The sequence below is a fragment of the Vibrio spartinae genome (assembly GCF_024347135.1).
Classification (GTDB): Bacteria; Pseudomonadota; Gammaproteobacteria; order Enterobacterales; family Vibrionaceae; genus Vibrio; species Vibrio spartinae.
On record NZ_AP024907.1, the window covers coordinates 1507957 to 1530134 of the forward strand.

The window sequence follows — 22178 nt, forward strand, 5'->3', positions numbered from 1 at the left end:
TGATTGGCCTTCTTATTTTCTCATCAACGTTTTACGACTCGATGATGCGTTTAAACGGAGGGAGAGCATCCAGTAATGCTTTACCGTACTTTTTGGTAACAACACGGCGATCAAGGATGACAACTCTACCAGAATCTTCCTCGTTACGCAGTAGTCTTCCCACACATTGAATTAATTTTCGGCTAGCCTCCGGGACGGTGATTTGCATGAAAGGGTTCCCGCCTTTGGAAAGGATGTATTCCGCATGAGCTTGCTCAATCGGTGATGTCGGGACTGAGAACGGGATTTTGGTAATAATGACGTTTTCCAGCAGTCGACCGGGTAAGTCTAACCCCTCTGAAAAGCTGCCGGTGCCAAAAATGATCGACGTTCCCTGATGTTCTACGGTAAAGCGGTGCGTTTTTAGAATTTCTGTTCGTGATTTCTTACCTTGAATTTGGAGCAGCCAGCCACGCTTTTTAAAGTCGGATTTGAGTGCTTCAGTCACCTGATTCATTTGCCAGTAGGAGGAAAACAGGACCAGTGTCGCTTGTTTTTCACGAATCAACGTGGGTAACTGTTCAATCAGTGCCAGAGTATAATGGGGGGACTGGGGTTCCTGATGAACCTGCGGAATATATAATTCTCCCTGACTCGGGTAGTCAAACGGTGACGCCAGTGCAATGAACTGGGTTCCCTCATCCGGCTGGGCACTGATGCCGCTCTGATGACAAAAGAAAGCAAATGAATTTAAGGCTCGCAAGGTTGCAGAGACCATAATCGCGCCATAACAGCGGCTCCAGAACTGTTGATCCAGCTTCCAACCGATTTCTATCGGGGAGACATGGATCGTGTAATCTCCGGGGAGAGATTCTGATGCCGTGATCCAACGCGCCATCGGTGCGCCATAGTCTCTCGGTGGCTCGGCCATTAAGGTCCATACTTGCGCCATACTGTCCAGACGTTGCAAGGATATCCCTAACTCGGCTAAGGCAGGGCTCGCGATGCGATTACTGATTTGACCTTCCTGAAGTCGTTCGGTGAGTAAATCTGCGACTTTAGCCGTTGCCTGACAGATTTTGATTGATGCCTGTTTTAAGGCTTTGGACTCTGCAAATAACCATTCCGGGAGTTCGCCATGCTCAAAGCGGAGTACACCATCCTGACATTGTTCTGGTGTGAACTGTCGGGCCAGTTGAGATAATGCGGGAATTAAAATTTGAATCGCACTGGCAATTTCATCTTTAAAGCGCGATGCTCGGCTTTCATCCGTCAGTTGTACCCACTGTGCTAATGACTGATGAAATTTTTCCAGCCAAGACGCAGTGTTTTTCAAAGTGGATGATGCCGCTGCATGATCGCGGGCAACCTGCGGTAAATGGTGAGCTTCGTCAAAAATGTAAATGCTATTTTCCGGCTCCGGAAGAATAATACCGCCTCCCAAATCCGCATCGGCCATCACCAGACTATGATTGGCAATAATGACATCGGCTTGTTCTAAGGTTGCGCGTGCTTTTTGAAACGGACAATGATGATGAATAGCAAACGTCGGATTGCAACTATGCTTGTCGCTGACGATTTGTAGCCACATCGAGTCTTCAATCGGGGTTGGCCAACTATCCCGATCACCATCCCATTTGCCTGTAGACCACTGTGAATAGAGTTCTTTATAGAGAGAAATATCTTGCTCTGTCGGTGGACTTTCAAACAGCGCAACTTGCCCTGACGACGTTTCCGGTTCACAAATCGCAGCCAGTTTTTCTGCACAGCAGTAACGCTGTCGGCCTTTGGCGATTCGAAACTGAAAATCTAAATCGGTCAGACGACGATAAAGGGGCAGGTCTTTATGGAGTAATTGCTCCTGTAATGCCACGGTTGCTGTCGCAATAATCAGTTTTTTATTGTTCAGCACGGCAACCGGTACCGCGCCCATCAGATAAGAAAGTGATTTGCCAATCCCTGTCCCCGCTTCAGCAACCAATAGCCGATTTTTTGCATGGTAGGTACCGCATAATGTTTTGGTAATTTCAGCAACCAGGTAATTTTGTCCGCGCCGGGGCGTAAAATTTTCCATCTGAGCCTGCAGGTTTTGGTAACTCTGACGGATCGATTTTTGAATTCTGGGTGTAATCATAATGTAACCTGATGGGCTCGGGCGGACATACTAACACATACAGAAAACAGGAGAAGTTCCTTTAGATATGATTGTTTTGTTCTAAATAGGGATCTTGTTCACAAAAAATTTGCATCGTTAGGAACTTAAAATAAATTCAGAACCTGAAAAATATAAAGCCTTTAAGTTCATTAGAAATTTTTATAAATGACCAAAATTTATGTTTTTTTGGTTGATTTGTGGTTTTTTATGCTGATTTTTTGGTAAAAAATAGAATCGACCTTAATTTATAAAAACGGTTACAAAGCATGCACCATTGAGAATAATATTACTTAATTAACTGTTTTATAAAGATTTATTTAATTTTATTTTGTTGCTTTAGAATATTTGACACTTAAGCTATTCTTTTGCAATCTAATCTCGTAATTGAAATGGCGGTGACGAGGGCTTGATGTTTGAGTCACCATCAAAAAACAAAAGGAATCCAAATAAGGAATTCCTAATCTAAGAAAAGGCAGTGGATTAATTATGAAAAAGACTCTAATCGCTCTTGCGGTTCTGGCAGCAGGTTCTGCTAGCGCGGCTGAAATCTACAACCAAGATGGTGTTGCAGTAACAGTGTCTGGTGCAGGTGAAGTTCAATTATATCAAACATACGAAGCTGATGGTACTGACGTATCAACCAAGCTACGTATTGATGACATGCAGTTGAACACTCACGGTACAATCGAAGTAGCTGAAGGTCTGAATGCAATTGTTGGCTTGGACTTCACTTTCGAAGATAACGACTCTGGCGCAAAAGGAACTGTTAAAACTGACGGTTCTTATGTTGGTTTTGCCTATGCTGATTACGGTACAATCACTTATGGTCGTCAATATCTGATTGCTGATGATTCTGGTATCGGTGCAGATTTTGAAGTCGGTAAGGGGCAGTACGGTCAGAATGAAACTAGTGCAACTGATGTGATCAAGTATGTTTACGACAATGGCACTTTCTACTTCGGTCTATCTCATGATCTTGATGAGTCTCAGACGAATAGTGCAACATCTGGTGTTGCTAATAACCCAACAGATGAAACATCTACAGATGGCCGTGTCGGTTTCCGTATGAACGGTTTTGATGCTCGCCTTTATGTCTATTCCGGCGATGATGTTAATGTTGACTCAGCAAATAAAGATAAGACTGTTGGTGGCGTTGCTTACAAGGACGGTGATTCTATCGTTGGTAACGAAGATTCATACAACTTAGAAGTTGTTTACTCAGCTGATATGTATGAAGTTGGCGCATCATATGGTAACCGTGATGTCGATTCTGGCTCTTCGAAGTATATGGACATAGATATTTTCGAAATCTACGGCTCATATACTATGGACAATACCACTTTCTCTTTAGGTTATGTTCATAACGATGATGATGCATCCAATGTAGATGGCGATAACATCTATGGTGTTGTTGTTTACAAAATGAATGCTAACGTCCGTACTTATGCGGAAATTGGCTTCTACGACGACAGCACTTCTACTGACTACGATCCAGCTTACACACTGGGTATGGAAGTTAAATTCTAATCATTGTTGATTCGAATACTTGCTAGTAAAAACCGTCTCAATTGAGGCGGTTTTTTCATAGATGATAGGTAATTATGTCGAGCTAATCATCATTCGGTTTATCGCCCGTATTCATCTGGTGACCGATACATTAGAATGTATTTTTCAGAGTTCAGTGAAAGGAAACAATCAACCATGTTGTTATGGAAAAAACTACTGGGGCCGGTTGCCCTGATGAGTCTCTCAATGCTTGGTTTTTCGGTGCAGAGTTATGCTGCAACCATTTCCAGCCAAAGTGATGTTGAAATTCTTGCGTTAGATGGGGTCGAAGTGAATGATGAGAATTTCGCTAACCCAGAGATGCTGGAAGTGCCGGCTGGCCACCATCAGGTGGTGTTCCGCTATTATGGTGATGTCAGAAAAGGGCAGCGTGATGTGATTTATTCGACAGCCCCGGATGTGTTTGCTATTGATCTTAAGCAAGATGACAGCATTAAGATTTTAGCCCCGCATCTGAACAGTTATACGCAGGCCGAAAGTTATTTCCGTCGTGGTGCAGAATGGCAGATTCAGGATCAGCATGGCGATGTAAAATCGGTGCGTTATGAAGCGTTGACTGGCCATGGTATTATGCCATTTAATAATATTGAGGGAGCGGTGGCGAGACATAATGCCGAGCAAGGCAATGAGTTTGCGCCTCAGGTGCAACAATCCGTCGCGACACCCAATATTGCCGCACAAAAAATTATGCCCCCAAAAGGGGATGATACACTGATTCAGACCATTCAATTGCTGTATAACAATGCATCGCCTGCCCAAAAGCAGAAAATTAAGGCGTGGGTTGCCGGGCAGTAATCACTCACAATCGGATTGATTGACATAAAAAACCACCGTATTTGCGGTGGTTTCCTTTATAAGGTCTGTTAGAGGTTATGAGGTTATTCGTTTTCAGCAAATTCGCCGTCGATGTAATACCATCGGCCGTTTTCCCGGATAAACCGAGAACGCTCTTGCAGTGAGTAAGGCTCACCATTTTGCTCAAAATAAGCCTTAAAACTGACAAATCCTTCATCTGCATGATGACCATTTTCTGCTTCAAGCACCACGAGTTTGGTCCACTGGGTTTGAGTCCCTTGCTCAATCTCTTGGCGATCATTTTCCGCCTGACAGCTCGGGTGGTAGGTTGCCACAATAAAGTCAACGAATCCGAGTGTATAAGCACTATAACGTGCTCGCATCAGCTGAGCAGGAAATTTAGCCGTATCGGGAGAACGATGTATCGGTTGACAGCAGTTTTTATAGTGGCGCTGAGAGCCACACGGACATTTTTTCATGGTGTTATCAATTGAGACTAAGTTGGGTGAATTAGTGATTCAAATCACGGGTTATTAAATAGATCAATGTGATCACTTGTCAGTTTATCAATATGAGTCGTCTCATGTTGAAACCGGCTGATGGAGAAGGCGGTAACTCGCATCCTGATAGTATTCAAGCACCGATATTTCGTGATCCCAATCCCCTAACACAATGCGTGTTTTTTCAGTCCCATCAATATGAAAATGGTGAATGTTGGGGCGATGTGTATGACCGTGAATCATCATGTCAACTTGATATTCAGCCATCACGCGTTCCACTTCTGCTTGAGTGACATCCATGATTTCAATTGTTTTTGACTGCTTATCCATGCGGGCATCCTGCTTCACTTTGCTCACGATTCGTTGCTTGAATGGAAAAGGCAATCGGTAATAAATCCATTGCAACCAAGGCTGATGAACTTTCTTTCTAAACTGGAGATAACGGGTATCCTCCAGACATAATGTGTCACCATGCATGATGACAATAGGCTTTCCATAGAGCTCAATTCGGGTTTTCTCGGCAAGCAATTGGACACCGGTTTCCCGGGCAAAGCGTTTTCCAAGCAAAAAATCCCGGTTTCCCTGAACGAAATAACAAGGCGTTCCTGAAGCGGTCAGATTTTTGAATGTCGCTTTGATGGTTTGTGCAAAAGTGTCGGGGTCATCATCGCCAATCCAAAAATCAAATAAGTCGCCAAGAATATAGAGTGCATCTGCTTGCGGTGCTCGATGTTGCATCAAGTGTTGAAAAGCAGCGGTTAAGTCTGGGCGGGTTGGGGTCAAATGGAGATCAGAAATAAAAAGTGTATGCATAAATTCGCTTGTCGGGCAAAGTGATTGGTGCAGAATATCAGTCTCTGCACCAATCAGATCAGTGATTGATTACGCTTCGATAGTTGTTCCGGTAATCAGAACTTCTTCCAGAGGAACATCTTGATGCATACCGTATGAACCAGTATCCACGCCTTTAATTTGATCGACAACATCCATACCATCAACGACTTCAGCGAATACACAGTATCCCCATCCGTCGAGACTTTCTGAGCGGAAATCAAGGAAAGTGTTGTCATTCACGTTAATGAAGAATTGAGAACTCGCTGAATGGGGTTCCATCGTTCTGGCCATGGCGAGTGTACCGACTTTATTACTCTGCCCATTGTTGGCTTCATTTTTAATCGGAGCTTTGGTTGCTTTCTCTTTCATGCCTGAAGCCATACCACCGCCCTGAATCATGAAATTGCCAATCACACGGTGGAACAGGGTATTGTCATAGAAATTTTCACGACAATATTGTAGAAAATTGGCACAGGTTTCAGGAGCTTTGTCCTCATGAAGTTTAATTTTAATATCGCCGAAGTTTGTATGCAGGGTGATCATCACGATTACCTTTTCTATTTTTGTACAAGAAGCCGTGATTCTAACTTAGTTTTGGTGACATTCAAATGTTCTTAAAAGAATAGGATGACCTATAGACAAGAGCATTGTTATAATCGGATTATTCAGTAAATTACCACAACTTAGATAGAGATCATGTTACAAATATATAACACACTTACCAGACAAAAAGAGCAATTCAAGCCCATCACCGCCGGAAAAATTGGCATGTATGTCTGTGGCGTCACTATATATGATCTCTGTCATATTGGTCACGGAAGGACGTTTGTGTCCTTTGATGTCGTTGCCCGCTATTTACGCTATTTGGGATATGATTTGACCTTGGTCAGAAATATTACCGACATCGATGACAAAATTATTCATCGTGCTGCGGAAAATGACGAGTCATGCGATGTGCTGACGGAACGTTTGATTCAGGATATGTATGCCGATTTCGATGCATTGAATATACTCCGCCCGGATGTTGAGCCGCGTGCCACCGCGTATATCGAGGAAATCATCGCGCTGGTACAACGACTGATTGATAGAGGCTTTGCCTATATCGCAGAGAATGGCGATGTGATGTTTGAGGTGAGTCGTTTCGATGACTATGGCAAGCTTTCCCGACAAGATTTGGAACAGCTTCAGGCCGGGGCCCGGGTTGATGTCGAATTGGCGAAGCGTAGCCCGCTTGATTTCGTATTATGGAAAATGTCTAAGCCGGGTGAACCCAAGTGGCAATCACCATGGGGAGAGGGGCGCCCGGGCTGGCATATTGAGTGTTCAGCGATGAATTCTTCAATCTTAGGCACACATTTTGATATCCATGGTGGCGGTTCTGATTTGCAATTCCCACATCATGAAAATGAAATTGCTCAGTCCTGCTGTGCGTATGACACCGCGTATGTGAATACATGGATGCATAGCGGGATGGTCATGGTGGATAAAGAGAAAATGTCTAAATCACTGGGGAATTTTTTTACCATCCGAGATGTACTGTCTCACTATGATCCAGAAACGGTGCGCTATTTTCTGATGTCTGGTCATTATCGCAGTCAACTGAATTACAGTGAAGAGAACCTCAATCAGGCGCGGGCAGCTTTGGAGCGCCTTTATACAGCGTTACGAGGAATGGACTTCAGCGTAGAAGCGTCTGGCGGAGAGGCGTTCGTGGCTCGTTTTGAAGCTGCCATGAACGATGACTTCAATACACCGGAAGCTTATTCGGTATTGTTTGATATGACGCGAGAGATTAATCGACTCAAACAAGAAGATCAGTTACAGCAAGCCAGTCAACTTGCAGTTCGTATGCGGGATTTAGCCAGCGTGATCGGGATTTTGTCTCAAGAGCCGGAGAGCTTCTTGCAAGGCGAGAGTGGCTCAGAAGAGGAAGTGGCAGAAATCGAGTCACTGATAAAAATGCGTAATGATGCGCGAGCTGCGAAAGACTGGGCGAATGCTGATCTCGCCCGGGACAGGCTAACGGCAATAGGCATCATTCTCGAAGACGGGTCTGGTGGTACAACTTGGCGGCGTAAATAATTGCGGCACGGTTTCGAAAGGGCTTATGACATGAATAAGCCCTTTTTGTTCATCCGATTGAAGGCAATAAAATAGATATGTCGATCATTTTAGGAATTGATCCGGGTTCACGGGTGACGGGTTACGGTGTCATTCGCCAGCAGGGAAGGATACTGACTTACCTTGGCAGTGGTTGTATTAAAACGACAGAAAAAGCATTACCGGGACGGTTGAAACAAATATATGCCGGAGTTTCAGAAGTGATAATGCAATTTCAACCGGATGACTTCGCAATCGAGCAGGTTTTTATGGCGAAGAACGCGGATTCAGCATTGAAACTCGGGCAAGCCCGGGGATGTGCGATTGTTGCGGCTGTGAATGCTGATCTGCCAGTTTATGAATATGCCGCACGTTTAATCAAGCAGGCTGTTGTCGGAACAGGCGGCGCAGATAAAATACAGGTTCAGCACATGGTTCAGCAAATGTTGAAGTTACCATCTAAACCGCAAGCCGATGCTGCCGATGCGCTTGGTGTTGCTATCTGCCACGCGAACACCAATAAAACATTGATTGCACTTGCAGGGCAGGCGAGAGGCGCCCGGGGAGGGCGATATCGGTGAAATTCGCTACCACCGAATACTGGCTATTTATCCAGTTATTGATTATGATCAATCAGACTCAACACATAGATGAAAAGGAAAAATCGTGATTGGACGTCTTAGAGGCATTCTGCTGGAAAAGCAGCCACCAGAAGTGTTAATTGAAGTTGGTGGGGTTGGCTACGAAGTTCAGATGCCCATGAGTTGCTTTTATGAATTACCCGAAGTAGCACAAGAAGCTGTCATCTATACACATTTTGTGGTTCGGGAAGATGCTCAACTTTTATATGGATTCAACAGCAAAGCGGAACGTGCATTGTTCCGGGCAGTGATCAAAGCGAACGGTGTTGGTCCAAAACTTGGCTTAGCAATTCTATCCGGAATGACAGCCAGTCAATTTGTTGAATGTGTCAAACGTGAAGATGTTTCGATGCTGGTTAAATTACCGGGCGTCGGTAAAAAAACTGCAGAACGTTTAGTGGTTGAAATGAAAGATCGTCTCGCATCTTTCCCGACTTCTGAAATTGATGCGTTTGAATTAGTTCAAGACTCCGCACCAATTCGTCCACAAAATACAGCCAGCCATGCAGAAGAGGAAGCCGTGAGCGCACTGTTAACGCTTGGCTATAAACCTCAGCAAGCTTCGAAAGTTGTCGCTCAGATTGCCCAACCGGGTATGAGTAGTGAAACGCTGATTAAAGAAGCATTGAGAACGATGGTATGATTGAAGCGGATCGTTTTGTAACACCGGTGAGCACACCGTTTAAAGATGATGAATTGATTGATCGTGCGATACGGCCGAAGCTTTTGGCCGATTATCAGGGGCAAGATCATGTGCGCAACCAGATGGAAATTTTTATTGAGGCTGCTCAACGTCGTCAGGAAGCTTTAGATCATCTCCTCATCTTTGGTCCGCCCGGTCTGGGGAAAACCACCTTAGCCAATATTGTCGCCAATGAAATGGGTGTGAATATCAGAACCACATCAGGGCCTGTGTTAGAAAAAGCTGGCGATTTGGCAGCTTTGCTAACGAATCTTGAAGAGAATGATGTGCTGTTTATTGATGAGATTCATCGTCTGAGCCCTGTGGTTGAAGAAGTGCTTTATCCGGCTATGGAAGATTATCAGCTCGATATTATGATTGGAGAGGGGCCCGCTGCCCGTTCAATTAAAATTGATTTACCACCGTTTACCCTCATCGGTGCAACCACGCGAGCCGGTTCTTTGACGTCACCACTTCGTGACCGTTTCGGCATTGTACAGCGGCTTGAATATTATCAGGTTGGTGATTTGCAAAACATCGTCCAAAGAAGTGCAGAATGTTTATCTTTATCTATTGAGCCTGAAGGGGCTCTGGAAATTGCCCGGCGCGCCCGGGGAACCCCCCGAATAGCCAATCGTCTGTTGCGGCGAGTCAGGGACTACGCCGAAGTCAAAGGGGACGGTAATATATGTGCTGATACGGCAGATAATGCCTTAAATATGCTTGATGTCGATGTTCAGGGCTTTGATTTTATGGATCGTAAGTTACTGCTCACAATTATTGAAAAATTCTCCGGTGGCCCTGTCGGTTTAGATAATCTTGCGGCTGCAATTGGTGAAGAAAAAGATACAATCGAAGATGTTTTAGAGCCTTATCTGATTCAGCAAGGGTATTTGCAACGAACACCCAGAGGACGGATTGCATCAGAAAGAGCTTATTTGCATTTCGGATTTGAAAAATAATTTTTCGTGTACGATTGGTTTAATATGCCGACTTCCTTGTGTGATAAGTATCGCATTTATGAAAATTCATTAGGTAGCAAATAGATTGCAAACTTAATATTAATGTTAATTGTTTGTGTGTTTATTGAGTGAGCAAAATCTATTTGTTACAAAAAAATATCAATTAACTCCCTCTTATTTTGATCTTAATCATTTTGTTGTTTTTTTGCTGTCTCACTGCGTGTGAAACTTGATCTGGATCAAGACAAGCCTTGTCGATAAACCCTTTGAAAGCTTACGCGTTTGAAAGTAGTATTTCGGCAATATGTATTTTACTTGATTAATATTTATTCAAATAAAAATACACGTTGATGTAACAAATGTTCTGCTTTTCTAGCATTTTTTGACAGGTATGAATTGATAAAATTTGGTTGCTTTAATCTGAGTGGTGTCTTTCAGCCGACACAAAGGAGTTATCATGATTGACATAGTTGATCTATCGCGGTTGCAGTTCGCGCTTACTGCGATGTATCACTTCCTGTTTGTTCCTTTGACTCTAGGGATGACGTTTTTACTCGCTATTATGGAGTCACTTTATGTGATGACCGATAAGCAAATCTATAAGGATATGACAAAATTCTGGGGTAAGCTGTTCGGAATTAACTTTGCTCTGGGCGTTGCTACAGGGCTAACAATGGAATTTCAGTTTGGTACAAACTGGTCGTATTACTCGCATTACGTTGGCGACATTTTTGGGGCTCCTCTTGCCATCGAAGCGTTAGTTGCTTTCTTCCTTGAATCTACATTCGTCGGTTTGTTCTTCTTCGGATGGGATCGACTTTCAAAACGTCAACACTTAGTGACAACATGGCTTGTTGCATTAGGTTCTAACTTCTCTGCTCTTTGGATTCTTGTCGCCAATGGCTGGATGCAAAATCCAGTTGGTTCCGACTTTAACTTCGAAACCATGCGTATGGAAATGGTGAGCTTTGCTGAGGTCGTGCTAAACCCTGTCGCTCAGGTGAAATTTGTTCACACTGTCGCATCGGGTTACGTGACTGGTGCCATGTTTGTTTTAGGGGTGAGTGCTTATTATCTGCTGAAAGGGCGTGATATTGCTTTTGCTCGTCGTTCATTTACCGTTGCCGCATCATTTGGCATGGCTGCAATTCTTTCTGTTATCGTCTTAGGTGATGAGTCTGGTTACGAATTGGGTGATGTTCAAAAAGTAAAATTGGCTGCAATTGAAGGTGAATGGCATACAGAAGAAGCACCGGCATCGTTTACCCTGTTTGGTTTCCCGAATCAGGAAACGATGCATACAGATTTTGCGATTAAGATCCCTTATGTAATGGGTATTATTGCAACTCGCTCGCTGGATACGCCTGTAAAAGGCTTAAGTGATCTACGTGAAGAACACCTTGAACGGATTCGTAATGGGATGTATGCGTATGAGCTGCTCCAAAAATTACGTGCCGGTGATACTTCAGAAATGAATCGCGATGCCTTCAATGAAGTGAAATCTGATCTGGGCTATGGCATGTTGCTGAGACGTTATACGGATGATGTAGCAAATGCGTCAGAAGAACAGATTCAGGCCGCTGCTGATGATTCACTGCCAACAGTCTGGCCATTATTCTGGTCGTTCCGGATCATGGTTGCTTGTGGTGTTATCATGTTGCTCGTCTTCGCCGCTGCATTTGTTCAGACATGTCGTCAGAAAATTGAGCAGAAAAACTGGGTACTCAAAGCTGCACTTTACAGTATTCCTCTGCCGTGGATTGGTGTTGAAGCTGGTTGGTTTGTCGCGGAATATGGTCGTCAACCATGGGCTGTTGGTGAAATTCTCCCTGTACATATCGCGAATTCTGCATTGAGTGTCAGTGAGTTAGTTATCTCTCTGCTGGCGATCCTTGCACTATATACCGCGTTCCTTGTTGCCGAAGTTTACCTGATGTTGAAATTTGCTCGCAAAGGTCCAAGTAGTCTAAAAACTGGGCGTTATCATTTTGAGCAAAATGCGACTTCAGCAACAGATCAAGTTAATCGTCAGGTAGAAGCTTAAGGCGAGGAGAAGAATATTATGGATTACGAAATCTTACGATTTATATGGTGGATCCTGATTGGTGTGCTGTTTGTCGGCTTCGCTATTGCAGATGGATTCGATATGGGGGTCGGTGCCTTGGTACCGATCATCGGGAAAAATGACACAGAACGTCGTGTCATGATTAACTCGATTGCGCCTCACTGGGATGGTAACCAAGTTTGGTTAATTACTGCTGGTGGTGCTTTATTTGCTGCGTGGCCTTTAGTCTATGCAACATCATTCTCTGGTTTCTACCTTGCAATGATTGTTACTTTGGCGGCTTTATGGCTTCGTCCTTTAGCGCTAGATTATCGTTCAAAAATTGAAGACACCAAATGGCGTAATACTTGGGATATCTGTATCTCTATCAGTGGCTTTGTACCACCATTGATCATTGGTGTGGCATTCGGTAATTTATTACAGGGTGTCCCTTTTGAACTGAATGAGTTCTTGATGCCAAGTTATCACGGTTCGTTCTTCGGACTACTGAATCCATTTGGTATCGTGTGTGGTTTGGTCAGCGTCCTGATGTTTGTGCTTCAAGGTGCGTCTTGGTTACAAATGAAGACCTCTGATGCCGTCCATACTCGAGCTCGTAGCGTCGCCCAGCTTTGTGGTGTGCTTATCGCTGCTCTTTTTGTGGCTGCTGGTTTTTGGGTGCAACACATTGATGGTTATGTGATCACGAGTACAATGGATCATCTTGCATCATCAAATCCGTTGAATAAAGAAGTGGCTCGTGAGTCTGGTGCGTGGATGGCAAACTTCAATCAATATCCATTGCTATGGTTGGCACCAATTCTAGGCACAGCGATGCCATTGATTGCTGTTATTGCATCTCGAATGGAAAAAGGCGGTATCGCATTTATTGCTTCGAGTTTGACCAATGCTGGCATTATATTTACGGCTGGATTTGCAATGTTCCCGTTTATCATGCCTTCAAGTCTGGCACCAAGTAGTAGTCTGACCATATGGGATTCAACATCCAGTGAGCTGACGTTGCAACTGATGACGGGCATTGCCTTTGTGATGGTACCAATTATTCTTGGGTATACTTGTTGGTCGTACTATAAAATGTTTGGTCGTATCAATAATAAGTATGTCGAAGACAACAAAAATTCACTTTATTAACGAGGAGCTAAGTTATGTGGTATTTTGCATGGATTCTAGGCGTCTTACTGGCTTGTTCTTTCGGCATCATCAATGCACTGTGGTTAGAACATGCAGAGATGATGGATAAAGATAGTGAATGATTTTTCTGCCTTAATTGCGCAGTGGCATCGTCCCATTGATCGTATCTTTTATCGAATACTATTAATGGGCCTTGCTTTCTACCATGTTGCATTGCTGATGTGGAATCCACACACTTATGCAGCAGCAATTGGTGGTTTTAATCTGGGAGTTGTCGCTCTGTTGATCTTGGCTATCTGTGCCAGCATGATCTTCGGTGTTGGCTTTAAACCGAGACGATGGTTTTGGCAGATTATATTTTCACCTTATCTTGCCGGATGCATATTGGTTTACTTCAGTTTGATTCGAATGAGCTGAATAAATAAGCGGCCAGTATCCTATCTATAAAGAAAACGCAGCCTTTTGGCTGCGTTTTTTGTTCAAAAATTAAAATTCATCCCGTCTCACTCATGCGAAAGTGTTTGAGTTGCGTTATAGTAAACGATTGTTGTAAATCCGTTGAGGGGCGTTAAGTGCATCATTCTAAATCAGCTTTTTTTCGATTTCCTGTGACGATCTATTATGAAGATACCGATGCTGGCGGTGTGGTATACCACTCAAACTATCTTAAATTTTTTGAACGAGCACGAACGGAAATGCTCCGAGAGCAAGGGGTATGTCAGCGAGAGTTATTGGAACAAAAAATTGGCTTTGTGGTCCGAAGCATGGAGATTGATTTTCTGAAAGCTGCGCGTTTGGATGACAATTTAGTTGTCTTAACTCAGTTAACCGAGAAAAGAAAGGCTTCTTTAATATACTGTCAGGAGCTGGTTAATCCTCATGAAGAGGTATTGTGTCGAGCAATAGTTAAGGTAGCATGTATTGACATGCAAAAAATGAAACCCCAATGTATTCCCGACGCGGTATTTTCGGAGAAGTAACAGTGAGTGCTGAAATTTCAATTCTTGATCTTTTTTTACAGGCTAGTTTTCTAGTCAAAGTGGTGATGATGATTCTCTTAGGCATGTCAATCATGTCATGGGCGATGATTTTTAAAAGAACCAAAGCATTATCGGCGGCTGAAAAGCAAGCGGCTTCATTTGAGGACCGTTTCTGGTCCGGCACGGATTTGGCTGTTTTATACCAAGACGTGAAAAGTAGAAAAGACCAGTTGAGTGGCAGTGAAGAGATTTTCTATTCCGGTTTTACTGAGTTCGCTCGGTTAAGAAAAAACCATGCCGGCGAAGCTAATTTTGTCATGGATGGGACATCGAGAGCCATGCGAGTTGCTGTCTCCCGAGAAGTTGAATCATTGGAAACTCATCTCCCGTTTCTGGCGACAGTCGGTTCAATTAGCCCTTACATTGGGTTGTTTGGTACGGTATGGGGGATTATGCACGCATTTATTGCGTTAGGTGCGGTAAAACAAGCAACATTAGCGATGGTTGCCCCCGGTATTGCAGAAGCGCTTGTTGCAACGGCAATGGGGCTTTTTGCTGCCATTCCTGCGGTGATGGCTTACAACCGACTGACGACTGTTGTCAGTAAACTCGAAATGAATTACGCGACATTCTCTGAGGAGTTTCATAGTATTCTTCATCGTCAGGCAATGACTGGTAGGGAGTAAGCTTTATGGCGGGTTACCAACCAAAGAAGCGTAAAATGACCGCAGAAATTAATGTGGTACCCTATATCGATGTGATGTTGGTTTTGTTAATCATTTTTATGGTGACTTCTCCGTTTATCACTCAGGGCGTGGATGTTGAACTACCAAAAACTGAAACAGCGAAACCAGCATCCGATTTGGTCGGTGATGATGGTAGCTTCATTATTGTAGAAATTAATAAGGAAGGCAGCTTGGGGGTCAGTATCAATAATGAACCTTTCAAACGGGGACTATCCTTACAGGATGCAATTGTTCTGGTAAAAGCTGAGCTGAGTTTACATCCGGATTCACCTGTTGCAGTCGGTGGTGAGGCGACAAGCCCCTATGCGGAGATTGTGCATGTGCTGGATGAGCTGAGTAAAGCTGGTATTCCAAAGGTTGGTTTGTTAACAGAGATCAGGGAATAAGCAGTATAACCTTCATGAAAAAGAGAGAAGACAAGCGCTCAGGTTTTACAAAGCCACTGATAATTTCTATCGTGTTGCACGTGATTTTAATTGGTTTATTGCTTTGGGGCGGACAGTTTTATCAGGAAAAGCCGCATCCGACCGGTAATATGGTTCAGGCGGTCGTGATTGATCCGGCATTGGTGCATCAACAGGCACAACAGATTAAAGCGACTCGAGAAGCGGCTGCCCGCAAGGAAAAAGATCGGCTTGATCGTCTGCGACGTGAAAGTGAACGCCTTGAAAAGAATCGTAGAGCTGAAGAAGAGCGAATCCGGCAGTTAAAACAACAGCAAGCCCGTGAGGCGAAAGCAGCCAGGAAAGCGGAGCAGCAGCGTAAGCAGAAAGAGCAAGAGCGACAAGCTGAAGAGCAGCGTGCAGCGAAAGCTGAGGCTGCAAGAAAAGCCAAAGAGGCTGCCATTGCAAAAGCGGAACAGCAACGAATTGAACGCGAGAAAGCGGCTAAGCTAGCAGCAGACAAAGCACGTAGAGAGCGTGAAGCAGCGGAGAAAGCAGAGCAGGAACGTTTAGCAAAAGAAAAAGCAGCAAAGGCTGCTGCCGAGAAGGCTCGACAGGAAAAAGAGCGCCTGAAAAAGCTGGAAAAGGAAAGAAAGCAGCGAGAAGCGGCCTTAGATGATATTTTTTCCGGTCTACAGGCTGAAGAGCAACAAAATTCTAGTGCTCGGAGTCAATATATTGCTAACGAAGTTGGACGTTACGGAGAAATCTACAAACAGCTTATCCGGCAAAATTTACGCGTAGAAGATACGTTTAAAGGCAAAAATTGTCGGGTTAATCTGCACCTGATTCCTACAGGCAGCGGTGCAATTGTTGGCAGTTTGAAAGTGTTAGGGGGGAACTCGGCTGTTTGTGCTGCGACGCAGCGAGCGGTGGCGCAGGTCCCGTCTTTTCCTCTGCCAAAAGATGACCCGGATGTTATCAATAAGCTAAAAGACATTAATATAACAGTTGAACCGAATATATAATTTTGACTGAAGTATCAGAGAAAAGGAAAAGCTTGTGTTACAGCGATTGATTTTGAGTTGTATGTTCCTCGTAATATCAGGCATACACACCGCAAATGCAGCATTAGAGCTCGTCATTACTGATGGGATTAACTCAGCGAGGCCGATCGCGATCGTTCCGTTTCAATGGGAGGGGAAGCGTCAATTACCAGAAGATGTTTCAGGTGTGGTTGCTTCGGATTTACAGCGAAGTGGCAAGTTTAGTCCTGTTGCGACCAGCAATATGCCCCAGACGCCTTATGACGAATCCGCTGTTGATGTGGATGCATGGACTCGGCTCGGGGTCGATTCATTATTGACCGGAACCATCAAGCAAAATGCAGCGGGTAATTATGTGATCCATTACCAGTTGGTTGATATTGTCCAGGCGCAATTACTGAAGGGTAAAAGACAGTCCCTCACAGAAGATGGTCAACTTGTTGAGTCCAAAGATTATGTTTTACTCAATAATATTGCGACGGTTTCCCCGAAACGTCTCCGTGAATACGCGCATCGCATTTCCGATTTAGTCTATGAGAAACTAACAGGGGATAAAGGGGCGTTTTTAACGCGGATTGCCTATGTCGTTGTACATGACGGTGAAAAGTATCCTTATCAGCTGAGAATCTCAGACTATGATGGCTACAATGAACGGCTGGTTCTCAGCTCTAAACAGCCATTAATGTCTCCCGCTTGGTCTCCGGACGGTAAGAAACTGGCTTATGTCAGTTTCCAAAATGGACATGCTGAAATCTATGTCATGAACATTTATACGGGTAAACGTGAAAAAATATCGTCATTTCCTCGTCACAATGGTGCGCCAGTATTCTCACCGGATGGTAAGTCACTAGCCATAGTCTTGTCGAAATCGGGGAGTTTACAGGTCTACATCATGGATTTAGCGACGAAGAAAATTCGTCAAATAACGCGGGGTAGATCAAATAATACAGAGCCTTTTTGGTATCCAGATGGAAAATCTCTGATATTTACCTCAGATCGGGGTGGTAAACCACAGATATATAAAGTAGATTTGTCTTCTGGCGTGATAAATCGTCTTACTTGGCAGGGCTCACAAAATTTAGGTGGGCAGATTACGCCTGATGGAAAATTCTTGATCATGGTGAATAAAAACCAGTCAGGATTTAACTTGGCAAAGCAAGATTTGGAAACCGGTAGTGTGCAAATTTTGACAAGAACTTTGCTCGATGAGTCTCCAAGTATTGCGCCTAACGGTGGTATGGTTATTTATAGTTCGATTTATAATAAAACCAATGTATTATCTATGGTTTCTATTGACGGGCGATTTAAAGCCAGGTTACCAGAAACAAACGGACGTGTAAGAGCGCCGGCGTGGTCACCGTTTTTGTAATGAGTCATGATTAAAAAATAAGGAAAAGAAGATGCAACTGAATAAAGTTCTTAAAGGGCTATTGATTGCACTACCAGTACTCGCGGTTACTGCGTGTAGTTCGAGTGATGATGCAGTGAGTGCCTCAGGAAATGAGACGACGACGAACCAACCTACATCCGGCTCCGCAAATAGCACAGATACAACTGTTGTATCTCCCATGACTGATGATGGTAAGCTTTCTGAGCAGGAACTAAAAGATAAGGTTATGCAAGAGCAAACAGTATTTTTTGCTTTTGATAACTCAGCAATTGCATCAGATTATGAAGATATGCTGTCAACTCATGCCTCTTATCTGAGTAAGCATCCAAGAGTTCACGTTACGATTGAAGGTCATGCCGATGAGCGTGGTACGCCTGAGTATAATATTGCTCTGGGTGAGCGTCGTGCAGAAGCCGTATATAAATATCTTCAGGCTCTTGGTGTGCAAACCAGCCAAATGTCAATTGTCAGCTATGGTGAAGAGAAACCATTAGTACGCGGACATAACGCAGCTGCATACGCAAAAAATCGTCGTGCAGTGATTGTTTACTAATCTAAAGAGTTTGATTAAACATGCTCGGTAACCTAAAGCGATCCATTGTGCTTACGTTACTGGTCAGTGCAGCAAGTCCAGTGCTTGCTGCACCCGCTCCAGTATCTGACTTAAGTGAAGGCATGGAACAACATGCGACTTCGGTGAGTCCTGAGACAAGAGTTGATCGTCTGGAACGTCTACTTCAAAACAGTAGTAAGCTGCGAGTACAAATGCAGCAGCAGATTGATGAAATGGCGACCGAGATTCAACACCTACGTGGTCAGGTAGAGAAAAATTCTCACGATATGGGGAAGATGCTCGATCGGCAGAGAGAGTTATTTGTTGAAATCGATAATCTTAGAGAAAAGCTCAATTCAAAGCGCAGTCATGGGGCACAATCAGGTTCAACAACCAATGATCACTCTGCATCCTCTGGCACGTACAGCGAAAATGTTGATGAGCAAACGGCTTATCAAAATGCTGTTGATTTGATCCTGAAGAAAAAAGATTATGCTGGCGCGATTAACGCCTTCACTAAATTTCAGCGTGACTTCCCCAAATCTAATTTCGCGCCCAATGCACATTATTGGTTAGGTCAACTTTACTATGCCAAACGGCAGGATGATAAAGCGGTTGAAAGCTTTAAAGCTGTTTTAGACTTCCCTAAATCAAATAAACGTGCAGACGCGTTAGTCAAATTAGGTGATGTTGAGAAACGTCGCAAAAACACAAAGTTAGCGAATCAGTATTATCAACAGGTGATTGATGAATATCCTGATACCGCTTCTGCTGAATCTGCAAAACGGTCTATGGCAAAATAGCATTGATAGACTGTAATGCTTTGCTAGCGCTAGTATCTGTATCTTGAATGAACACAAAAGGAGAACCTCGGTTCTCCTTTATGTTATCTGTCTTCTATTACCAATCCTGCTATCAATGAATTGTCCGGCTGGCTTTTGACACGTTGTAAAGAGCGTGTAAAATGCGCTAATGACTGGAAATTGCGTAGAGCAAAAGCAATGAGCCATATTACAGAACAGATTGAAACCGTGTATCCGTTTCCACCGAAGCCGGAACCACTCTCAAAAGAACAGAAAGACTTTTATATAGGCGAGATAAAACGTCTCCTGATTGAGAAAGACGCCGTCTTAATTGCCCATTACTATACAGATCCTGAAATTCAGGCGTTGGCTGAAGCAACCGGCGGATTTGTCGGTGATTCATTGGAAATGGCAAAATTTGGCAATCGACATCCAGCCAAGACACTGCTGATTTGCGGTGTGCGTTTTATGGGGGAGTCAGCGAAGATCCTGACACCGGAGAAACGAATCCTCATGCCGACACTAGAAGCCGAATGCTCTTTAGACTTAGGTTGTCCTGTAGATGAATTCTCCGCTTTCTGTGACGCTCACCCAGAGCATACCGTTGTGGTGTATGCGAATACTTCTGCAGCGGTAAAAGCCAGAGCAGATTGGGTGGTGACGTCTAGCATCGCATTAGAAGTTGTTGAACATCTGGACTCGGAAGATCAGAAAATTATCTGGGGACCCGATCGCCATCTGGGTGGATACATTGCGAACCAAACCGGTGCTGATATGTTGCTTTGGCATGGTGAATGTATTGTTCATGATGAGTTTTCAGCCGATGCGCTGAAGAAAATGAAAGCGTTATATCCGGAAGCGGCTGTTTTGGTTCACCCGGAATCCCCCGCCAGTGTTGTTGAGTTGGCTGATGCCGTCGGCTCAACAAGCCAATTAATCAAAGCTGCGAAAGCTTTACCGCATCCACAAATGATTGTGGCAACGGATAAAGGTATTTTCTTTAAAATGCAGCAGCTTGTACCTGAAAAAGAGCTGATAGAAGCGCCTACAGCCGGTGCTGGCGCGACATGCCGAAGCTGTGCGCATTGCCCTTGGATGGCGATGAACGGGCTTCAGGCAATCGAGAAAGCCCTCAGAGACGGGGGAGATGAACACGAAATCTTTGTTGATGAGTCGATTCGGGTTAAGTCTCTGATCCCACTGAACCGCATGTTGGATTTCGCTGAGCAGTTGAATGTTTCTGTCAAAGGCAATGCATAAACGATGTTTATTGGATTTTTTAATGCACATCTTCCAAGGGAGATGTGCATTAACGAATGGTGACCGAATCAAATTGATACTTTATAGAATCTACTCTCTGTTTGTTATGTGATTTATGAAATTAAAAGAATTTCTAACACTGCCGTTTTTTAGCGTTTGATAGCTGGTCCCTCTGCTTTAATCGAAATATAGTCATGTCTATGATGGAAAAGCAACTATATTTATATTCATGACTCCAAAATATAATCTCAGCCGTTACGGCAGATCATAGATCAGGTCGGTACCTACTGAGCGTTATCGGGGATGGGCCAAGGCATAATTAAGATAGAGATAATTATGATAGATGATGTGAAATACACTGTAGTGCTGAATGATGAAGCACAATATTCGATTTGGTTTGAAGAGCGAGAGTTGCCTGCTGGATGGCAGCGCGCCGATTATCAGGGGAGCAAGCAAGAATGTCTGGCATATATTCAGCAGGTCTGGACGGACATGAGACCATTGAGTCTGAGAAAATCGATGGATTAAATCTAGTGTTGGTGGCATCGAAGCCCACTAATTTTTCTTCTCTCCAGTAATCTGTTACGGGGTTGCACTGTTCGATTATTTTCGGTGAATGCCGAAAATAATCGGTTGTTTGGAACAACGGCATGTCTGCTCATTTCTGAAGTGTCAACATCATACCTCAACTAGTAAACATCATACCTCAACTAGTAAACATCATACCTCAACTAGTAAAAGACAACGCCTGATTGCTCTTATACCGAGTCTCGCCAGAAAATATCTCGATCTACAAATTATATAGCAACCGCACCAACCTAATTTTTTACTTGGGATATCACGTACCTTCCGTCAGGTGTGCAGATAAACCAATCAAATCTCCCTACTTTACCCCAGAAAATAAGCCGCTTAATCATTCAGCAAGTCATGATATCTGTTTTGAAAGATATCTGTATCGTGATGTTTTTCGAAGCACAGAGCAAAGCCGTATGACTGTTTGTGATTCTAAAATAGTTATTATGATTCATTTTGAGAAACTTGCTTCATAATTCAAAGTAAAATTTATTTCATATTGACTAGATGCATATTTTTGCAAATAGTTTCACATGTGGGTGAAATGAGTGCCTGCATAATTTTTTCAATCAACCTGAAATATAAAGGGGAAAACAATGTCATCGACCTATGTTTATCAGCTTGAATTTGATGTCAAAACAGAAATGGGAGCTCAATGGGCAGAAGGATTAAAAATAGTTTTGGATGCTCACAAGCAGGCAGGGCAGGCAGAGCCAGAGATCTACACAACTTATATCGGTAATGGTGAGCGTGCTTTTGTCCGTGTTCCTCTCGATAAAATCGGTGATATGGATGATTGGGTTCATACACCAGATTTGGTTCATAAAATGCTAGGCGAGCAAGCAGGTTCTGACGCGTTGGCTAAATGGGCCGCAACATTTACGCACTGGGAAAGTCGATTACTGCGTCTGTCGAAAGATGGCCATTAGATCGCCATGCATTGAGTCCGATGAAAACAAGCGAACGGATGTACGCTTGTTTTCCAGTCTTTGTCTTCTCATCAGCGGAAGGGATGCGTACTAATTTGTGGGAGT

The 22178-nt window shown here is 43.7% G+C and carries 24 protein-coding genes; 20 read left to right on the top strand and 4 right to left on the bottom strand.

Going from position 1 to position 22178, the window contains the following annotated elements; genetic code table 11:
- Nucleotides 1-31: 31 nt before the first annotated feature.
- Nucleotides 32-2113 (bottom strand): ATP-dependent DNA helicase DinG, encoded by a 2082-nt coding sequence (gene dinG / locus OCU60_RS06800; RefSeq protein ID WP_074373850.1) that lies wholly within the window; start codon nucleotides 2111-2113, stop codon nucleotides 32-34.
- A 507-nt stretch (nucleotides 2114-2620) separates the two neighbouring features.
- Between dinG and OCU60_RS06805 the strand changes: the two genes are divergently transcribed.
- Together OCU60_RS06805 and OCU60_RS06810 are read left to right on the top strand one after the other, a co-directional pair.
- A complete protein-coding gene (locus tag OCU60_RS06805) occupies nucleotides 2621-3661 on the top strand; it encodes a porin (RefSeq protein ID WP_074373851.1) in 1041 nt (346 codons plus the stop codon).
- Between the two features lie 174 nt (nucleotides 3662-3835).
- Nucleotides 3836-4495, top strand: coding sequence for a YccT family protein (locus OCU60_RS06810; protein ID WP_074373852.1), 660 nt, complete (start codon nucleotides 3836-3838; stop codon nucleotides 4493-4495).
- Between the two features lie 83 nt (nucleotides 4496-4578).
- On the opposite strand, the gene OCU60_RS06815 is transcribed toward OCU60_RS06810, so the two are convergent.
- The 3 genes from OCU60_RS06815 to OCU60_RS06825 all read right to left on the bottom strand — a co-directional run bounded on the left by OCU60_RS06815 (nucleotide 4579) and on the right by OCU60_RS06825 (nucleotide 6372).
- Nucleotides 4579-4974 (bottom strand): YchJ family protein, encoded by a 396-nt coding sequence (locus OCU60_RS06815; RefSeq protein WP_074373853.1) that lies wholly within the window; start codon nucleotides 4972-4974, stop codon nucleotides 4579-4581.
- Between the two features lie 102 nt (nucleotides 4975-5076).
- Nucleotides 5077-5808: a UDP-2,3-diacylglucosamine diphosphatase gene (gene lpxH / locus OCU60_RS06820; protein ID WP_074373854.1), complete on the bottom strand. Its 732-nt coding sequence runs from the start codon at nucleotides 5806-5808 to the stop codon at nucleotides 5077-5079.
- A 69-nt stretch (nucleotides 5809-5877) separates the two neighbouring features.
- Entirely contained in the window at nucleotides 5878-6372 is a 495-nt protein-coding gene (locus OCU60_RS06825; RefSeq protein ID WP_074373855.1) for a peptidylprolyl isomerase, read from the bottom strand.
- A 153-nt stretch (nucleotides 6373-6525) separates the two neighbouring features.
- Between OCU60_RS06825 and cysS the strand changes: the two genes are divergently transcribed.
- The 18 genes from cysS to OCU60_RS06915 all read left to right on the top strand — a co-directional run bounded on the left by cysS (nucleotide 6526) and on the right by OCU60_RS06915 (nucleotide 22073).
- Entirely contained in the window at nucleotides 6526-7911 is a 1386-nt protein-coding gene (gene cysS, locus OCU60_RS06830; RefSeq protein ID WP_074373856.1) for a cysteine--tRNA ligase, read from the top strand.
- 77 nt (nucleotides 7912-7988) lie between these two features.
- Complete coding sequence (ruvC, locus tag OCU60_RS06835) at nucleotides 7989-8510, top strand: crossover junction endodeoxyribonuclease RuvC (RefSeq protein ID WP_074373857.1); 522 nt, start codon at nucleotides 7989-7991, stop codon at nucleotides 8508-8510.
- An 85-nt stretch (nucleotides 8511-8595) separates the two neighbouring features.
- Nucleotides 8596-9213 (top strand): Holliday junction branch migration protein RuvA, encoded by a 618-nt coding sequence (ruvA, locus tag OCU60_RS06840; RefSeq protein WP_074373858.1) that lies wholly within the window; start codon nucleotides 8596-8598, stop codon nucleotides 9211-9213.
- Nucleotides 9210-10214: a Holliday junction branch migration DNA helicase RuvB gene (ruvB, locus tag OCU60_RS06845; RefSeq protein ID WP_074373859.1), complete on the top strand. Its 1005-nt coding sequence runs from the start codon at nucleotides 9210-9212 to the stop codon at nucleotides 10212-10214. Before ruvA ends, ruvB begins: the two co-directional genes overlap by 4 nt.
- A 457-nt stretch (nucleotides 10215-10671) precedes the next feature.
- Complete coding sequence (gene cydA, locus OCU60_RS06850) at nucleotides 10672-12258, top strand: cytochrome ubiquinol oxidase subunit I (protein WP_074373860.1); 1587 nt, start codon at nucleotides 10672-10674, stop codon at nucleotides 12256-12258.
- A gap of 15 nt (nucleotides 12259-12273) precedes the next feature.
- Nucleotides 12274-13410 (top strand): cytochrome d ubiquinol oxidase subunit II, encoded by a 1137-nt coding sequence (cydB, locus tag OCU60_RS06855; protein ID WP_074373861.1) that lies wholly within the window; start codon nucleotides 12274-12276, stop codon nucleotides 13408-13410.
- Nucleotides 13411-13424: 14 nt separating this feature from the next.
- Nucleotides 13425-13532, top strand: a complete 108-nt coding sequence (gene cydX, locus OCU60_RS06860; protein ID WP_021020147.1) for a cytochrome bd-I oxidase subunit CydX — start codon at nucleotides 13425-13427, stop codon at nucleotides 13530-13532.
- Nucleotides 13525-13827 carry a cyd operon YbgE family protein gene (locus tag OCU60_RS06865; protein ID WP_074373862.1) on the top strand — a complete coding sequence of 101 codons (303 nt, stop codon included), beginning with the start codon at nucleotides 13525-13527 and terminating at the stop codon, nucleotides 13825-13827. The genes cydX and OCU60_RS06865 overlap by 8 nt, the downstream gene beginning before the upstream one ends.
- Nucleotides 13828-13982: 155 nt before the next feature.
- Entirely contained in the window at nucleotides 13983-14390 is a 408-nt protein-coding gene (gene ybgC, locus OCU60_RS06870) for a tol-pal system-associated acyl-CoA thioesterase (protein ID WP_074373863.1), read from the top strand.
- A 2-nt stretch (nucleotides 14391-14392) separates the two neighbouring features.
- Entirely contained in the window at nucleotides 14393-15076 is a 684-nt protein-coding gene (gene tolQ / locus OCU60_RS06875) for a protein TolQ (RefSeq protein ID WP_074373864.1), read from the top strand.
- Nucleotides 15077-15081: 5 nt separating this feature from the next.
- Nucleotides 15082-15522: an ExbD/TolR family protein gene (locus OCU60_RS06880; RefSeq protein ID WP_074373865.1), complete on the top strand. Its 441-nt coding sequence runs from the start codon at nucleotides 15082-15084 to the stop codon at nucleotides 15520-15522.
- Nucleotides 15523-15536: 14 nt separating this feature from the next.
- Nucleotides 15537-16547, top strand: a complete 1011-nt coding sequence (gene tolA / locus OCU60_RS06885; protein WP_074373866.1) for a cell envelope integrity protein TolA — start codon at nucleotides 15537-15539, stop codon at nucleotides 16545-16547.
- Nucleotides 16548-16581: 34 nt separating this feature from the next.
- On the top strand, nucleotides 16582-17934 hold the full coding sequence (tolB, locus tag OCU60_RS06890; protein ID WP_074373867.1) for a Tol-Pal system beta propeller repeat protein TolB: 1353 nt from the start codon (nucleotides 16582-16584) through the stop codon (nucleotides 17932-17934).
- A gap of 31 nt (nucleotides 17935-17965) precedes the next feature.
- The gene (gene pal, locus OCU60_RS06895) at nucleotides 17966-18508 is read left to right on the top strand and encodes a peptidoglycan-associated lipoprotein Pal (protein WP_074373868.1); all 543 of its coding nucleotides are present in this window, start codon (nucleotides 17966-17968) and stop codon (nucleotides 18506-18508) included.
- 20 nt (nucleotides 18509-18528) lie between these two features.
- Entirely contained in the window at nucleotides 18529-19311 is a 783-nt protein-coding gene (ybgF, locus tag OCU60_RS06900) for a tol-pal system protein YbgF (protein ID WP_074373869.1), read from the top strand.
- 198 nt (nucleotides 19312-19509) lie between these two features.
- A complete protein-coding gene (gene nadA, locus OCU60_RS06905; protein WP_074373870.1) occupies nucleotides 19510-20571 on the top strand; it encodes a quinolinate synthase NadA in 1062 nt (353 codons plus the stop codon).
- A 336-nt stretch (nucleotides 20572-20907) separates the two neighbouring features.
- The gene (locus OCU60_RS06910; protein WP_074373964.1) at nucleotides 20908-21099 is read left to right on the top strand and encodes an MbtH family protein; all 192 of its coding nucleotides are present in this window, start codon (nucleotides 20908-20910) and stop codon (nucleotides 21097-21099) included.
- 641 nt (nucleotides 21100-21740) lie between these two features.
- Complete coding sequence (locus OCU60_RS06915; RefSeq protein ID WP_074373871.1) at nucleotides 21741-22073, top strand: hypothetical protein; 333 nt, start codon at nucleotides 21741-21743, stop codon at nucleotides 22071-22073.
- Nucleotides 22074-22178: the final 105 nt, after the last annotated feature.

Excerpts from the sequence above, each read along its gene's own strand:
- dinG (WP_074373850.1), bottom strand. The coding sequence starts at position 2,113 with ATGATTACACCCAGAATTCAAAAATCGATCCGTCAGAGTTACCAAAAC.
- OCU60_RS06805 (WP_074373851.1), top strand. The coding sequence starts at position 2,621 with ATGAAAAAGACTCTAATCGCTCTTGCGGTTCTGGCAGCAGGTTCTGCT.
- OCU60_RS06810 (WP_074373852.1), top strand. The coding sequence starts at position 3,836 with ATGTTGTTATGGAAAAAACTACTGGGGCCGGTTGCCCTGATGAGTCTC.
- OCU60_RS06815 (WP_074373853.1), bottom strand. The coding sequence starts at position 4,974 with ATGAAAAAATGTCCGTGTGGCTCTCAGCGCCACTATAAAAACTGCTGT.
- lpxH (WP_074373854.1), bottom strand. The coding sequence starts at position 5,808 with ATGCATACACTTTTTATTTCTGATCTCCATTTGACCCCAACCCGCCCA.
- OCU60_RS06825 (WP_074373855.1), bottom strand. The coding sequence starts at position 6,372 with ATGATCACCCTGCATACAAACTTCGGCGATATTAAAATTAAACTTCAT.
- cysS (WP_074373856.1), top strand. The coding sequence starts at position 6,526 with ATGTTACAAATATATAACACACTTACCAGACAAAAAGAGCAATTCAAG.
- ruvC (WP_074373857.1), top strand. The coding sequence starts at position 7,989 with ATGTCGATCATTTTAGGAATTGATCCGGGTTCACGGGTGACGGGTTAC.
- ruvB (WP_074373859.1), top strand. The coding sequence starts at position 9,210 with ATGATTGAAGCGGATCGTTTTGTAACACCGGTGAGCACACCGTTTAAA.
- cydA (WP_074373860.1), top strand. The coding sequence starts at position 10,672 with ATGATTGACATAGTTGATCTATCGCGGTTGCAGTTCGCGCTTACTGCG.
- cydX (WP_021020147.1), top strand. The coding sequence starts at position 13,425 with ATGTGGTATTTTGCATGGATTCTAGGCGTCTTACTGGCTTGTTCTTTC.
- OCU60_RS06880 (WP_074373865.1), top strand. The coding sequence starts at position 15,082 with ATGGCGGGTTACCAACCAAAGAAGCGTAAAATGACCGCAGAAATTAAT.
- tolA (WP_074373866.1), top strand. The coding sequence starts at position 15,537 with ATGAAAAAGAGAGAAGACAAGCGCTCAGGTTTTACAAAGCCACTGATA.
- pal (WP_074373868.1), top strand. The coding sequence starts at position 17,966 with ATGCAACTGAATAAAGTTCTTAAAGGGCTATTGATTGCACTACCAGTA.
- ybgF (WP_074373869.1), top strand. The coding sequence starts at position 18,529 with ATGCTCGGTAACCTAAAGCGATCCATTGTGCTTACGTTACTGGTCAGT.
- nadA (WP_074373870.1), top strand. The coding sequence starts at position 19,510 with ATGAGCCATATTACAGAACAGATTGAAACCGTGTATCCGTTTCCACCG.
- OCU60_RS06910 (WP_074373964.1), top strand. The coding sequence starts at position 20,908 with ATGATAGATGATGTGAAATACACTGTAGTGCTGAATGATGAAGCACAA.
- OCU60_RS06915 (WP_074373871.1), top strand. The coding sequence starts at position 21,741 with ATGTCATCGACCTATGTTTATCAGCTTGAATTTGATGTCAAAACAGAA.